We start from the raw sequence: 14,897 nt of genomic DNA, 5'->3' as shown, positions 1-14,897 counted from the left end.
ACTCCGCCCGGTCGCTCCCTCGGTCACTCCGCCCGGTCACTCCGGCTCGCCGAGGACCCGCTGGGCGACGGCGAAGGCCGAGTTCGCCGCGGGCACTCCACAATAGATCGCCGTCTGCAGGAGGACCTCCTTGATCTCCTCGCGCGTCAGCCCGTTGCGGACGGCGGCGCGCACGTGCATGGCCAGCTCGTCCAGGTGGCCGCCGGCGACCATGGCGGTGAGCGTGATGCAGCTGCGGGTCCTGCGGTCCAGGCCGGGACGGCTCCAGATCTCGCCCCACGCGTACCGGGTGATCATGTCCTGGAAGTCGGCGGTGAAGTCGTCCTTGCGGGCCTCGGCGCGGTCGACGTGCGCGTCGCCGAGCACCTCGCGGCGCGTCGCCATGCCCTGCGCGTGCCGCTCCTCATCGCTCCCGCGCTCCCCGCTCATCGGTCGTGTCCCTTCCAGGTCCGGTCGAGGTGCGCGGTGATCTCCCTGGTGACGGCGACGGGCCGTTCGGCGTTGGCCAGGTGACCGGCGCCCTCGATGACGGTCAGCCGGGCGCCGGGGATGCCGGCCGCCAGCCGGTCGGCGTGGCCCCGCGGCGGCGTGGGGCCGTCCTGCGCGCCGGCGATCACCAGGGTGGGCGCGGTGATCTCGCCGAGCCGCCCGGTGGCGTCGAACCCGGCGAGGGCGTCGCAGCAGGCCGCGTAGCCCCCGGGGGCGGTCGCGCGGAGCATCGCCACGTACGCGTCCGCGTGCGCGAAGGCGGGGGTGAACCAGCGTCCGGCGGCCGAGCCGGCCACCGGGCCGACGCCCTCGCGGCGGACGAGCGCGGCCCGCTCCCGCCACGGCCCCGGGTCGCCGAAGCGGGCGGACGTGCAGCACAGGATCAGGCTGCCGACGCGGTCCGGGGCGCGGAGCGCGAGCGCGGTGCCGATGGCGCCGCCGAGCGACACGCCGGCGTAGGCGGCCCGTCCGACGCCGAGATCGTCCAGCAGGGCGATGACGCCGCCGGCGAGGTCGCCGACGGTGAAGGGCCCGTCCGGCGCGGGTGCGCCGCCGTGGCCGGGCAGGTCGTAGCGCAGGACGCGCCAGCCGCGGGCCAGCGCGGGCAGCTGCGGCAGCCACAGGTCCATGGACGTGCCGAGGGACGGGCCGAGGACGACGACCGGCGCGCCCTCGGGGCCGTCCAGGCGGTACTGCGGCGTGGTCCGCGTCCGCGTCACGGGCGGCTCCCCCGGTAGGCGTCGAGGGCCTGATCCACGAGGACGGCGGCGTTGCCGGGCCCGGGGTCGTCGCCGAGCATGTCCAGCAGGTCGTCGAGGTCGGCCTGCATCAGCTCGGTGGACACCTCCAGGCCGGCCAGCAGCTCGGCGGCCGTCTCGGCGGCGCCGCCGGTGAGGCGCAGGCATTCGCGCAGCGGCTGCCACTCGGCGTGCCACTCCCCCGCCGGCCGCTCATGCGGCGCGGCCTGCGCGGCGAAGACCACCTGGGCCTGCGCCGGGACCTGCAGCGCGGCCGAGCGGATCAGGGTGGACAGCGCGGGGTTGCGCTTGTGCGGCATCGACGACGAGCCGCCCCGGCCGGCGCCCGCCGCCTCGGCGACCTCGCCGACCTCGCTCTGAGACAGCAGCCACACGTCGGTGGCGATCTTGCCGAGGGCGCCGGCGGTCACCGCCAGCGCCGCCGCCAGCCTCGCGACGGGCGCGCGGCGGGTGTGCCAGGGCAGGACCGGACGCTCCAGCCCCGTCTCCTCCGCGTAGGCGGCGACGAGGTCGAGCGCCCGGTCGCCGAAGGCGTCCAGGGTCCCGGCGGGGCCGCCGAGCTGGACGGGCAGCGGCACCGCGGCCAGGCCGTCGCGGGCCTCCAGGCAGCCCAGCAGCCAGTTCGCGGCCTTGGCGCCGAACGTGGTCGGCAGCGCCTGCCGGCCCAGGGTGCGGGCCGCCATCGGGGTGTCGCGGTACCGCGCCGCGAGCCCGGCCAGCGCGTCCAGGGCCCGGTCGAGATGGGCGAGGACGCCGCGCCTGGTCCGGGCCGCGACGAGCATGGCGCCGGTGTCGGCGATGTCCTGGCTGGTGGCGCCCTTGTGCACGTGCTCGCCGGCGTCTCCGGCGAGGCCGCGCAGGTCGGCGACCAGCGGCACGACGGGGTTGCCGGAGCCGCGGGCCCGGCGGGCGACCGCGGCGAGGTCGAACCGGCCGGCGTCCGCGGCGGCCGCGATCGCCTCGGCCGCCGCCGCGGGCACGATGCCGAGGCGGGCCTGCGCGCGGGCGAGCGCCGCCTCGGCGTCCAGCATCGCGGTCAGGTAGGCGAGGTCGCTCGTGGCGGCCTCCGCCTCCGTCCCCGCCCGGACGGGGGACAGCAGGCCCGCGTCCGGGCTCGGCTCGTCAGAAGGCAAGGAAGACCGTCTCCCCCTCCCCCTGCAGCCGGACGTCGAACCGGTACCCGCGCTCGCCCTCGCGCTCGGCGATCAGCGTCCCGCGCCGCGCGGCCGGGACCTCCGCGAGCAGCGGGTCGGCGGCGTGCGCGGCCTCGTCCTCGGGGAAGTACAGCCGGGTGAAGACGGGCTTGAGCAGGCCGCGGGCGAAGACGAGCACGGCGATGTAGGGGGCGCCGCCGCCGGCCGCGCCGGGCTTGACCGTGCTGAACCAGTAGCCGCCGTCCGCGTCGGTGCCGCACCGGCCGAATCCGGAGAACCCGTGCCCGGCCCGGACGCGCCCGCCGGGACGCCGCGCGATCTCGCCGTCCCCGTCGGGCTGCCAGATCTCCAGCAGGGCGTCCGGCACCGGCTCGCCGGCGCCGTCCAGGACCCGGCCGCGCACCTCGATCGCGTCCGGCCGCCACGGCGGGACGACCTCCGGGCCGGCGGCGTACGGCAGCGCGTAGCCGAAGAACGGGCCGACCGTCTGGGACGGCGTAGCAGGTGACGGGGCGGGTGAGGGAGTGCTCATCAGGTCTCCATCGGGGTGTCGCCGAGAACGATGTCCCACTGGTAGCCGAGCGCCCATTCCGGCTTGGTGGTGTCCATGTCGAACCGGGAGATCAGCTTCTCGCGGTCCCTCTCGTCCGGGATCGACTGGAAGATCGGGTCGAACGCGAACAGCGGGTCGCCGGGGAAGTACATCTGGGTGACGAGCCGCTGGGTGAACGCGGTGCCGAACACCGAGAAGTGGATGTGCGCGGGCCGCCACGCGTTGTAGTGGTTGCCCCACGGGTAGGCGCCCGGCTTGATCGTGATGAACCGGTAGCGGCCGTCGTCGCCGGTGAGGCAGCGTCCGGCGCCGGTGAAGTTCGGGTCGAGCGGCGCCGGGTGGATGTCGCCGAGGTGGTTGTACCGGCCGGCCGCGTTCGCCTGCCAGACCTCCACGAGCGCGCCCCGCACCGGCCGGCCGCCGCCGTCCAGCACCCGCCCGGTCACGATGATCCGCTGCCCCTGCGGCTCCCCGGAGTGCTGGACGGTGAGGTCCTCGTCCAGCCGGCCGAGCTCCTGATGGCCGAAGACCGGCGAGGTCAGCTCGACGCTGTCCGGGCCGAGCTTCGGCATGATCAGTTCCTGCGCCGGAGCCCTGAGCACGGTGCTCTTGTAGCCCGGGTACAGGTACGGGGGGTGCGTCATGCGCTCTTCCCTCATTCCCACGTCTGCGGACACTCCCCACCACCCTGGCAGCCGTGCCCGGCGGATCGAAGGCGACTTTCCGTCCAGTGGAAAACCGGGAGGACGGTCAGAGGTGCCCGGCCAGCCCGAACAGCGGGAACAGGCTCGTGTCGAAGAACGCCGAGACGTGCGCGACGCCGTCCCCCGTGACGCTCAGGACCTGCAGCTGGTAGGCGCGGTGCACGCCCTCCTCGTCCCGCATGTAGAGCCCGAACGCCGGCTGCCCGTTGGCGGCCGCCGGGACCATCCGGATGTCGCCCGGCGCGGGCCCGCACTGGGCGAGGATGAGCCGGACGACGGCGTCGGCGCCGACGAACCACTCGGGGAACGGCGGCATCTCCCAGACGACGTCCTTCTTGAACAGCTCGATGAGCCCGGTGATGTCGGCGTCCTCGAACGCCTTCGCGTACTGCTCCAGCAGCTCGCGCTGATCCGGGTCGGTCGGCTCGACCAGTTCGTCCCGCAGGGGCGCGTCCCGCTCCAGCTGGGCCCGCGCCCGCTGCAGCGCGCTGTTGACCGCCGCCGTCGAGGTGCCGAGCAGTTCGGCGACCTCGGCGGCCCGCCACTTCAGGACGTCCCGCAGGATCAGCACGACCCGCTGCTTGGCGGGCAGGTGCTGCAGCGCCGCGACGAACGCCAGCCGGGTGCTCTCCCGGGCCGCGACGATCGTGGCCGGGTCGGCGGCGTCGGCGCCGAGCACCGGGTCGGGGGCCGGCTCCAGCCACGGCACCTCCGGCGAGGCCACCACGGGCCGCTCCGGCTCGTCGCTCGGCGCGCCGAGGCCCGACGGCATCGGCCGCCTGCCGCGCTGGTCGATCGCGGTGAGGCACGCGTTCGTCGCGATCCGGTACAGCCACGTCCGCAGCGACGACCGGCCCTCGAAGTCGCCGTACGAGCGCCAGGCCCGCAGGAAGGTCTCCTGCACCAGGTCCTCGGCGTCGTGGATGGACCCGAGCATCCGGTAGCAGTGCGCCAGCAGCTCCCGCCGGTACGGATCGGCGAGTTCCTGGAAGTCGCGGTCTGATTCGATCGTGCTGTTCGCCATGGTGGTGGTCACCTCTGCTCGGCGGCATCGCTCCGTCGGCCCGGCCGACGGGCCCCGTCGCCCCCGACCGTAGGAGACCCCACCGACAGAACGCCTGCACTCCGGATCCTACGCGCCCGCCGCCCCGGCCGCCCTCACCCGGGCAGGGCCGCCAGCAGGTCGCGGGCGGTGTCCGCGGACTCCCGGTCGCCGGTCTTCGCGCAGACGGCCGCCGCCCGCGCCAGGTGCGCCCGCGCCTGGTCCGGCCGGCCGAGCGCGAGCCGGATCTCGCCGAGCAGCAGCAGGCTCCGGCCGCGTCCCCACCGGTCGCCGATCCCGGCCTGGATCTCCAGCGCGCCGGACGCGTGCCGCAGGGCCTCCTCGTGGTCGCCGGCGAGGAGGTGCACGCGGGCGAGGTTGTCGAGGGTGTCGGCCCTGCCGCGGCGGTCGTCGATCTCGTGCCGGATGCCGAGCGCCCGGCGGCCGTGGTCCAGCGCCTCGGCCGTCTCCCCGAGCCGCCGCATCAGGCGCGACAGGGTGTTCAGGCTGTCGCCCTCGCCGCGCCGGTCGCCGATCTCGCGGCGCAGCGCGAGGGCCTGCGTGACGAGCCCGAGCGCCTCGGCGCAGCGCCCGGCGTTGCGGTGGACGCGGGCGAGCAGGTCGAGGATCTCGCCCTCCCCGTACCGGTCGGCGGTCTCCCGGTGGATCCGCAGCGCCGCCAGCCCCGCGTCGAGCGCGGCCCGCTCGTCGCCGAGCCGCCACCGCGCGTGCGCGAGGGTGCCGAGGCTGTCGGCCTCGCCGCGCCGGTCGCCGATCTCCCGGTACAGGGCCAGCGACCGCTCGGCGAGGCCGACGGCGACCTCGTTGCGGCCGAGCCTGCGGTGGTTGCGCGACAGCGTGTCCAGGCTCTGGGCCTGGCCCTGCCGGTCGTCGGTCTCGGTGCGGATGCGCAGCGCCGCGCCGGCGTGCCGGAGCGCCTTGCGGTAGCGGGCCATGTAGTAGCAGATGCGCGCGAGGTTGTCGCGGGCCGCGCTCTCGCCGTCGAGGTCGCCGATCTCCCGCAGGATCGCGATGGCCTTGCGGGCGTGCCGGACGGCGGCGCGGAACGCGGCCTGGTGGCCGCAGACCTCCGCGAGCAGCGTCCGGGTGCGGCCCTCCGCGGCGAGGTCGCCGATCTCCCGCTCGATGCGCAGCGCCTCCTTCAGGACGCGCCGGGCCGCCGGGTACCGGGCCAGCCGGCGGCGGACCTGCCCGATCGCCTCCAGCGTCTCGGCCTCGCCGTAGCGGTCGCCGGTCGCCCGCCGCAGCCGGAGGGCCTCGGCCAGCTGGGCGAGCGCCGCGTCGTGCCGGCCCAGCTCGCCGTGCAGCCGCCCGATGAGGGTGAGCGCCTCGGCCTCGCCCGTCCGGTCGTCCATCTCCCGCTTGGCCTCCAGGACGGCGAGGGCCGTCCGCAGCGCCCGGCCGTACCGGGCCTGCCTGCGGTCGAGGTGCGCGAGCGTGAGCAGGTCGTCGGTCTCGCCGTGCCGGTCCCCGGTCCGGCGGCAGATCTCCAGGGACTCCTGGGCGCAGTCCCGGGCCCGCGCGTAGCGGGCGGTCCGCGCGTGGATGCGGGCGAGGACGTACAGGGCGCCGCTGGCCCCCGCGAGGTCGCCGATCTCCCGCTGGATCGCGAGGGCCTCCTGCGCGCGGGTGAGGGCCTCGTCGTAGCGGCTCTGGTGCCAGCGGACGAGCGCGAGCTTGGCGATGCTCTCGGCGACCCCGCGGCGGTCGCCGATCTCCCGGCGGATCCGCAGCGACTCCTCGGCGCGGCCGGCCGCCTCCCGGTAGCGGCTCGTGCGGATGCAGAGGCGGGCGAGGACGTCCAGGGTGACGCCCTGGCCGGGCCGGTCGCCGGTCTCCCGCTGGAGGCGCAGCGCCTCGCCGGCGTGCCGCAGCGCCGCCCCGTGGTCGCCCATCCTGCACTGGATCCTGGCGATGGTGGCGAGGCTCGCGCCCTGGGCGATCCGCTCGCCGCCGCCGACGCCGGCCCTGGCGTGGCTGGTGAGGGCGGCGAGTGCGTGGCCGAGCGCCTCGCCGTACCGGCCGGCGCTGCGCTCGATCTCGGCCAGGTTGGTCAGCGTCCTGCCGAGGCCGTACCCGGCCTTCATCCTGTACTGGAGGGCGAGGGCCCGCTCGACGTCGCGGCGGGCGTCGGCGTGCCGGCCGAGCCGCCGCTCCACCAGCGCGATGAGGTTCAGCGTCGACGCCACGCCGTGCTCGTCCCCGGTCCGCTCCCTGATGGCCAGGGCGAGCCGCGCGTGCCGGATGGCGAGCTCGTACTGCCCGGAGTCGTGGTGGAACTGGGCGATGGTGCACAGCGCCTCCGCCTCCCGGTACCGGTCGCCGGACTCCCGGCAGATCCGCAGGGCCCGGGTGGCGTCGTCGAAGGCGGCCGGGCAGTCGCCGAGGTTCTCCAGGACGCGCGCCCGGCTGATCAGGCTGGCGGCGACGCCGGTGAGGTCGCCGATGTCCTCGCGGATGCGCAGCGCGTCCTCCGCGCGGCCGAGCGCCGCGTCGAGCCGGCCGCTGCGCCGCAGCGTGCGGGACATGCCGTCGAGGACCTCGCCCTGCCCGCGCCGGTCGCCGAGCCGCTCCCGGACGGCGAGCGCCCGCCCCGCGTAGTGCAGGGCCTTGCCGACGTGGCCGAGGCGGCGCAGGATCCGGGAGATCATCTCCAGCGCGTCGGCCTCCCCGGCGCCGCCCCGCAGCTCCCGGTGCACGCGCAGCGACTCGCGCGCGTAGTGCAGCGCGGTGCGGTAGTGCGCGAGCCTCCAGCGGGCCTGCGCGATCTGCTCCAGCGCCTGCCCGGCGCCGTGCCGGTCGCACTCCCGGGTGAGGATCTCCAGCGCGTGCTCCCCGAACTCGAGGGCCTCCTGGTTGCGGCAGCACAGCCGCTCCACGCGCGAGCGCGTGTTGAGCGCCCAGCCCGCCATGCGGTGGTCGCCGAGCTCGGTGAAGATCTCGTACGCGGCCTTCGCCTCCGTGCCGGCCTCGGCGTGGTTGCCGCGGTCGCAGTGCACGACGGCGAGCTGGTCGAGCATCAGCGCCTCGGAGTGCCGGTCGCCCATGGCCCGCGCGGCGGCGAGGCCGAGCCGGTGGACCTCCAGGTTGTCGGCGCCGTGCTTGTCCCGCCTGAGCAGGTGGAACAGGGCGTCGGCGAACCGCCAGGCGAGCGCGGGCTCGCCGCGCTCGGCCGCCTGCCGCGCCACCGCGACCACGGCGGCCCGCTCTGCCTCGAACCAGCCGAGGGCCCGCTCGGCGGTGCCCGGGGAGAGCGGCGCCGTCCCGCGCGCGGGCCCGGTCGCCGACGGCGCGATCGCCGCCGCCGCCTCGCGGACGCGGGTCAGGTACCAGCCGAGCAGCCGCCGGGCCGCCGCGCCGGCCGCCGCGCCGTCCTCGCGGGCGAGCCGCTCCGCCGCGTACTCGCTGAGCAGCTCGTGGAGGCGGAACCGGCCGACGGTCCCCGGTTCGACGAGGTGCCGGCGGACGAGGCCGCGCAGCAGCCGGCGGGCCTCCGGGACCGGCACGCCGAGCAGCGCGGCGAGGCTCCCGGCGCCGAAGTCGTAGCCGTGCAGGAGGCCGAGCATCCGGAAGACGCCCTGCTCGGCCGGGGCCAGGCCGTCGTAGGACAGGTCGAAGGCGGGCCGGATGGCGAGGCCCGCGTCGCCGTCGAGGGCGAGCACGTCGAGCCTGCCGCCGCAGGTCAGCTCGTCCACCACGGCGGCCACCGAGTCGAACGACCCCGCGGCGAGCCCGACCGTCGCGATGCGGATGGCGAGCGGCAGCCGCGCGCACGAGTCGGCGAGGTCGGCGACCGCCTGCGGCTCCCGCGCGCCGCGCTCGCCGCCGAGCAGCCGCACGACGAGCTCGCACGACTCGTCCGTGGTGAGCGGGTCGACGGGGATCGAGACCGCGCCGAACCGGGCGACGAGGCCCTCCAGCCGGGTGCGCCCGGTCACCACGACCAGGCAGCCGGGGCCGCCCGGCACCAGCGGGACGATCTGGCCGGCGTCCGCGGCGTTGTCGAGCACGACGAGGACGCGGCGCTCGGCGACCAGGGAGCGGAACAGCCCGGCGCGGCGGGCCTCGTCGGCGGGGATGTCGCCGGCCGCCAGGCCGAGGTCGCCGAGCAGCGAGAACAGCGCCTGCGCGGGCGTCGCCGCGTTCCGCCTGGACAGGCCGTGCAGGTCGAGGAAGATGTGCTCGTCGAAACGGCTCGCGTTCCGGTGGGCCCAGTGCAGGACCAGCGACGTCTTGCCGACGCCGGCCATGCCGTGGATCTGCACCACGGTCGCCGAGCCGCGGCGGCCGGACGAGCCGAGCGCCCCGTCCGTCGCCGCGTCCGTCGCCTCGTCCGTCACCTCGTCCAGCGCCGCGTCCATCGCCGCGAGCTCCCGCTCCCGCCCGACGAAGTCGCGGGGCGCCGCGGGCAGCTGCCGGACGGGCGGGGCGAACCGGGCCGCCGCATGGTGGACGATCTTGTCTCCGGCGACGATGTCGCCGTCGGCGTGCACCGGGTTGTGGAAGTGCGCCGCCGCCTGGTCCACCGGCCGGCGCCGGGCCGGACGCGCCGCGCCGCCGGGACCGGCGTCCCCGCCGATCGCCTCTCCGCCGAATGGGTCGTCTCTCGTCATGGCCGGGTGCCGCCTTCACCTGTCATGATCGGGGTCCTCCCCAGCAGACCCCCGGGCGGGGGCCGGCGCAACGGCCCGTCCAATGCCCGTACAAGGCCGTACGCACGTTCGATCCCGCTGCGGCACGGCACCGCGACGGACGGTGAGGAGCTCCGGGGAAACCCGGGAATCGGCGGGATTCTCCGCATTTATGTCATTTGACCTTTTCAGCGCGGTCATCACGTGCCTGACTCGGAGTGTCAGACGACCTCGGGCACGTGTGGGGGGTTCAGATGGCACTGAGCGAACCGTCCGGTAATGGTGCGGAGATGCCGGATCCGCACCGGATCGTCACGCGGCAGGACTTCGCGCGGGAGCTGACGCTGCTGCGGGAGAGCGCGAACCTGACCGTCCGGCAGGTCGCGCGGAGGGCCGGCATGCCGGACGGCAGCGCCGGCGACTACTTCGCCGGCCGGCACCTCCCGCCGCTCCGGCCGCCGCGGCTGCCGGAGCTGCTGCGCGCGTGCGGGGTCACCGACGCCGGGACGGTCGCGCTGTGGCTGGAGGCGCTGCGCCGGGTCCGCCGGAGCCCCGGGCGCCGCCCCGCGGTCGTCCCGTACCGGGGGCTGGCCCGCTTCGAGCAGGAGGACGCCGCCTGGTACTTCGGCCGGGAGGAGCTGACCGCGGCGCTGGCCGGCCGCGTGCGGGCCCTCGGGGGGCGGGGCGCGCTGGTGGTCGCCGGGCCGTCCGGGGCGGGCAAGTCGTCGCTGCTGCGCGCCGGTCTCGTCCCGGCGCTGCGCGGGGAGGCCGAGGTCGTCCTCCGCACGGCCGGCGAGATCCGGGCCGCCGACGCCGCGGGGCTCTGCGGGGCCGGACCCGCGGTCGTGATCGTCGACCAGTTCGAGGAGGTCTTCACGGGCCGTTCCGAGGCGGACGGCGAGGAGCTCATCGCCGCTCTGCTGGGCCTGCCCGCCGCCGTGGTGCTCGCCCTGCGCGCCGACTTCTACGGGCGGGCGCTGCGGAACCCGGGGCTCGCCGAGGTCCTGCAGACGGGCCAGGTCGTGGTCACCCCCATGAACGAGGACGAGCTGCGGCGCGCGATCGTCGCGCCCGCTCAGCGCGCCGGGCTGGAGCTGGAACCCGGCCTCGCCGACCTGCTGCTGCGCGAGATGAGCCCGGCACCGGACGCGCGGCCCGGCGCCGCCCACGAGACGGGCACGCTGCCGCTGCTGTCGCACGCGCTGCTGTCGACGTGGGAGCGGCAGCGGCAGGGCGTGCTCACCATCGCCGGCTACCGCGAGAGCGGCGGGATCGAGGGCGCGGTGCGCACCACGGCCGAGGAGGTGTACCAGGGGCTGGACGAGGAGGAGCGACTCGTCGCCCGGCGGCTGTTCGGGCGGCTCGTGCACATCGCCGACGACACGGGCGTGACCCGGCGCCGGGTGGCGGAGCGGGAGTTCGGCGACGAGGCCCGGGATGTCCTCGACCTCTTCGTCGGGCAGCGCCTCGTCACCGCCCGCGCCGACGGCGTCGAGATCGCCCACGAGGCGCTGCTGTTCGCCTGGCCGAGGCTGCGCGCCTGGCTGGACGCCGACCGGGCGGGGCTGCGCACGCACCGACGGCTCACCGCGGGCGCCGGGGCGTGGGAGGAGTCGGGCCGCGACCCCGGCGCGCTGCTGCGCGGGGCGTGGCTCGCGGAGGCCGAGGACCTGGCCGCCGACCCGCGGCGGGGCGCCGCCCTGAACGAGCAGGAACGGCGGTTCCTGGACGCGTCGGTGCGGCAGCGGGACGCCGAGGCGCGGGCGACGCGGCGGCTGGTCCGGCGCGGCCGGCGGCTGATCGCCGTCCTGTCGGCGGTGTCCCTGCTGGCGCTCGGGCTGGCGTCGGTCACGCTGCACCAGCGGCACACCGCCGACACGCAGCGCGACCTCGCGGTGTCGCGGCAGGTCGCGATCGAGTCGGGGAAGCTGCGCGGCAAGGACGTCGCGCTCGCGGGGCAGACCGCGCTGGCCGCGTACCGGGTGGCGCGCACTCCGGAGGCCCGCTCCAGCCTGCTGGAGGCCTACTCGGGCCCCGCCGCGACCCGGATCGCGAGCGCGCGGGGCGGGCTGCAGGCGGTCGCCGTGAGCGGGGACGGCCGCACGCTCGCCACCGGCGGCGCCGACCGGGCCGTGCGGCTGTGGAACATCGCCGACCGCGGCCGTCCGGTGCCGATCGGCGCACCGGTGCGCGGATTCCCCGACACCGTGTACAGCGTCGCGATCAGCCCGGACGGCCGGACGCTGGCCGCCGGGAGCGGCGGGGGCACGGTGCTGGTGTGGCCGCCCGGCGGGGCTCCGCGCGCGCTGGCCGGGCCGGAGAGCACCGTCTACGCGGTGGCGTTCGGCCCCGACGGCCGGACGCTCGTCGCGGCGAGCGCGGACAACACCGTCCGTGCCTGGGACACCGCGTCCCCGCAGGCGGGCGGCCGGGTGCTGGTCAAGGGCTCCGTTCCCGCGCACAGCGCGGCGTTCAGCCCGGACGGCTCGACGCTCGCCGTGGGCTTCGCCGACGGAACGATCCAGCTCGTGGACACGGCCCGCCGCGAGCGGCTCGGCCGTCCACTCGCGGCCGGGGAGCGGACCGTCTACGCGCTGGTGTTCAGCCCGGACGGCCGGATGCTCGCGGCGGGCGGCGCCGACGGGAAGGTCCGGCTCTGGCGGACGGCCGACCGGTCCCCCGCCGGCAAGCCCCTCACCGGGCCGAAGAGTTGGGTCAACGGGGTGGCGTTCGCGCCCGGCGGCCGGTCGGTCGCCGCGGCGAGCTCCGACGGCAAGGTCCGGATCTGGGACATCGGAACGCGGGCGCTCACCGCGACCCTGCCGCATCCGGGCCCGGTGACGGCCGTGGCGTTCCCGCGCCCGGGCACGCTCGCGACCGCCGCATCCGACGGCGCGGCGCGGATATGGGACGTTCCCGGCCCGGTCATCGAGGGGCCGGGCGGCGGGATCTTCGCCGCCGGGCTGAGCCGGGACGGCCGGGTCCTGGCGCTGGCGGGCGCCGGCGGCACCGCGCGGCTGTGGTCGGTGGCGGACCCCCGCCGCCCGTCCCCGCTCGGCCCGGTGATCGAGCGGGCGGCGGGCCCCGGCACGGCGTCGGGGGCCGCCGCGCTGAGCCCGGACGGCGGGGCGCTCGCGATCGGCGCCACCGACGGCGCGACGCAGCTGTGGGACGTCCGCTCCCCCGGGCGTCCCGTCGCGATCCCCGCCCGGCTCACCGGCCCCGGCGCCCTCGTCGAAGGGCTCACGTTCAGCCCGGACGGCCGCCTCCTCGCGGTCGCGGGCGACGACAAGAAGGTCTGGCTGTGGGACGTGAGCGACCCGCACCGCCCGGCGCGCGTCACCGAGCTCACCGGCGCGACCAACTACGCCTACCAGGCCGCGTTCAGCCCGGACGGCCGGACGCTCGCCTACGGGACCGCCGACAAGACCGTCCTCCTCTGGGACGTCACCGACCCCCGGCACCCGGCCAGGCTCGGCCCGCCGCTCACCGGTCACGGCAGCTACGTGTTCGCCGTGGCGTTCAGCGCGGACGGCGAGACGCTGGCCACCGCCGGCGCCGACAACACGGTGATCCTGTGGGACCTCCGCGACCGGGCGCACCCGCGTCCGCTGCCCCGCCGCCTGAGCGGGCCGGCCAACTACATCTACTCCCTCGCCTACGGCCCCGACGGCGTCCTCGCGGCGACCGGCGGCGACGGGAGCATCTGGCTGTGGGACACGTCCGCACCGTCCGATCCGCGAACCCTGGCGACCCTCACGGGCTCCGGGGAGGCCCTCTATATCGACGTCGCCGTCCAGAGCCGCCCCCTCCTCGTCACCGCCGGCGTGGGAGGCGAGGTCAAGCTGTGGGACCTGGACCCGGACGAGGTGGCCGCCCACATCTGCGCCACCACGGGCACCCCGATCACCGAGCCCGAATGGCGCCGCTACCTCCCGTCCACCACGTTCGCCCCGCCCTGCCGCTCCTGAGGCTTCGGCGCGGCCCGGCGGCGGGGTTCGATCATGGTGATGCCGGGGCCGGTCGTCCCCGTGAGGGCGGCGGGGGCGTCGTCGAGGGTGAGGACGCGGCCGACCAGCAGCTCGGGGCGCAGGGCGCCGGCGCGGACCAGTTCCATCATCGGGCCGTAGGCGTGCGCGGCCATCCCGTGGCTGCCGGCGATCTCCAGTTCCCAGGCGATCACCCGGTCCATCGGGAGGTCGGCGCGGCCCGCGCCGGGCGGCAGCAGGCCGACTTGGACGTGCCGGCCGCGGCGGCGCAGCGACTCGATCGAGGCGCGCGCGGTCGCCGGGCTGCCGAGCGCGTCCAGCGAGACGTGCGCGCCGCCGCCGGCGGCGTCGCGGACGGCCGCGGCGACGTCCTCGTGGCCGGACGCGTCGACGACGGCGGACGCGCCGCAGCGCCGCGCCAGCTCCAGGGCCTGCGGTGAGACGTCGACCGCGACGACGCGGGCGCCGGCCGCCGCGGCGATCATGACGGCGGACAGCCCGACGCCGCCGCAGCCGTGCACGGCGGCCCACTGGCCGGCGGTGATGCCGCCCCGCGCCGTGACGGCCCGGAACGCGGTGGCGAACCGGCAGCCGAGCCCGGCGGCGGTCGTGTACGACATCTCGTCCGGGAGGGCGACCAGGTTGACGTCGGCGTTCTCGATCGCCACGTAGTCGGCGAACGAGCCCCAGTGGGTGAAGCCCGGCTGCGTCTGGGCCTCGCACACCTGCTGCTGTCCGGCGGCGCACGACGGGCAGCGGCCGCACGCGCAGACGAACGGGACGGTCACGCGGTCGCCGGGGCGGTGGCGGGTGACGCCGGCGCCGGTCTCCTCGATCGTGCCGGCCAGCTCGTGGCCGGGGACGTGCGGGAAGACGCGGATGTCGGGGTCATGGCCCTGCCAGCCGTGCCAGTCGCTGCGGCAGACGCCGGTGGCCTCGACGCGGATCACCGCGCCGGCCGGCGGGACCGGCGGGTCGGGCAGCTCGCGGACGGACGGCGGCGCCCCGAAGGCGTCGTAGGCGACGGCCCGCACTAGAACTCGAAGCCGCCGGGACGGCCGTTGCGGTCGGCGATCAGCCCGGCGAGGGCGGCGATGGCGATCTCCGCCGGGGACCTGGACCCGATGTTCAGCCCGATGGGGCGGTGCACCCGGGCGATCTCGCTCGCGGGGACGCCGAGTTCGGTGAGCGCCGGGATGTGCGGGGCGGGGTGCCGCGGGTTGCCCATGACGCCGACCCACCGGACGGGCTGGGTCAGCACGTCGCGCAGGACCGGCCCCAGTTCGGGACGGTGGTGGTCGGTGACGACGACGTCCGCGGTGCCGTCGAGGGGCGGCAGGTCGGCGGCGCCCGCGCGGTCCTTGTCGGGGTCGACGAGGAACGTCCGGTAGCCGAGGTCCGCGCCGTAGCGCAGCAGGTGGTCGGCGACCGCGCCGGCGAACACCGCGACCAGCGTGCGCTCCGCCGCGGCGGGCGGGGCGTCGCCGTGCGCGACGGCGCAGGACGGGTCTGTCTCGTGCGGTGCGGCCATATCCGAAGTGTGCCGCGTGCGGCGG

10 protein-coding genes are annotated in these 14,897 nt (G+C 76.7%); 1 reads left to right on the top strand and 9 read right to left on the bottom strand.

All coding sequences use genetic code 11. The features are described from left to right. Positions 1-36: 36 nt before the first annotated feature. The 7 genes from pcaC to AL2_RS29965 all read right to left on the bottom strand — a co-directional run bounded on the left by pcaC (position 37) and on the right by AL2_RS29965 (position 9,334). Positions 37-429: a 4-carboxymuconolactone decarboxylase gene (gene pcaC / locus AL2_RS38710; RefSeq protein WP_067639542.1), complete on the bottom strand. Its 393-nt coding sequence runs from the start codon at positions 427-429 to the stop codon at positions 37-39. Continuing rightward, entirely contained in the window at positions 426-1,208 is a 783-nt protein-coding gene (pcaD, locus tag AL2_RS38705) for a 3-oxoadipate enol-lactonase (protein ID WP_067639540.1), read from the bottom strand. Before pcaD ends, pcaC begins: the two co-directional genes overlap by 4 nt. Beyond that, the gene (gene pcaB, locus AL2_RS29985) at positions 1,205-2,380 is read right to left on the bottom strand and encodes a 3-carboxy-cis,cis-muconate cycloisomerase (protein ID WP_067639538.1); all 1,176 of its coding nucleotides are present in this window, start codon (positions 2,378-2,380) and stop codon (positions 1,205-1,207) included. The genes pcaD and pcaB overlap by 4 nt, the downstream gene beginning before the upstream one ends. Beyond that, positions 2,370-2,933 carry a protocatechuate 3,4-dioxygenase subunit alpha gene (gene pcaG, locus AL2_RS29980; protein WP_067639536.1) on the bottom strand — a complete coding sequence of 188 codons (564 nt, stop codon included), beginning with the start codon at positions 2,931-2,933 and terminating at the stop codon, positions 2,370-2,372. The genes pcaB and pcaG overlap by 11 nt, the downstream gene beginning before the upstream one ends. Beyond that, positions 2,933-3,613 (bottom strand): protocatechuate 3,4-dioxygenase subunit beta, encoded by a 681-nt coding sequence (pcaH, locus tag AL2_RS29975; protein WP_067639534.1) that lies wholly within the window; start codon positions 3,611-3,613, stop codon positions 2,933-2,935. The genes pcaG and pcaH overlap by 1 nt, the downstream gene beginning before the upstream one ends. A 91-nt stretch (positions 3,614-3,704) precedes the next feature. Then, on the bottom strand, positions 3,705-4,682 hold the full coding sequence (locus AL2_RS29970; protein WP_067639612.1) for a sigma-70 family RNA polymerase sigma factor: 978 nt from the start codon (positions 4,680-4,682) through the stop codon (positions 3,705-3,707). 134 nt (positions 4,683-4,816) lie between these two features. Beyond that, entirely contained in the window at positions 4,817-9,334 is a 4,518-nt protein-coding gene (locus tag AL2_RS29965; protein WP_067639532.1) for a tetratricopeptide repeat protein, read from the bottom strand. Positions 9,335-9,606: 272 nt separating this feature from the next. Between AL2_RS29965 and AL2_RS29960 the strand changes: the two genes are divergently transcribed. Further along, entirely contained in the window at positions 9,607-13,323 is a 3,717-nt protein-coding gene (locus AL2_RS29960) for an nSTAND1 domain-containing NTPase (protein WP_083947026.1), read from the top strand. Here AL2_RS29960 and AL2_RS29955 read toward each other — a convergent pair. Beyond that, positions 13,281-14,375 carry a zinc-dependent alcohol dehydrogenase family protein gene (locus tag AL2_RS29955; protein ID WP_067639528.1) on the bottom strand — a complete coding sequence of 365 codons (1,095 nt, stop codon included), beginning with the start codon at positions 14,373-14,375 and terminating at the stop codon, positions 13,281-13,283. The two genes, AL2_RS29960 and AL2_RS29955, sit on opposite strands and share 43 nt — an antisense overlap. Beyond that, the gene (locus tag AL2_RS29950) at positions 14,375-14,872 is read right to left on the bottom strand and encodes an XdhC family protein (RefSeq protein WP_067639525.1); all 498 of its coding nucleotides are present in this window, start codon (positions 14,870-14,872) and stop codon (positions 14,375-14,377) included. Before AL2_RS29950 ends, AL2_RS29955 begins: the two co-directional genes overlap by 1 nt. Positions 14,873-14,897: the final 25 nt, after the last annotated feature.

This window comes from Actinomadura latina NBRC 106108 (assembly GCF_001552195.1).
GTDB classification, from domain to species: Bacteria; Actinomycetota; Actinomycetes; order Streptosporangiales; family Streptosporangiaceae; genus Spirillospora; species Spirillospora latina.
This window is presented reverse-complemented; position numbering and strand designations above follow the sequence as displayed.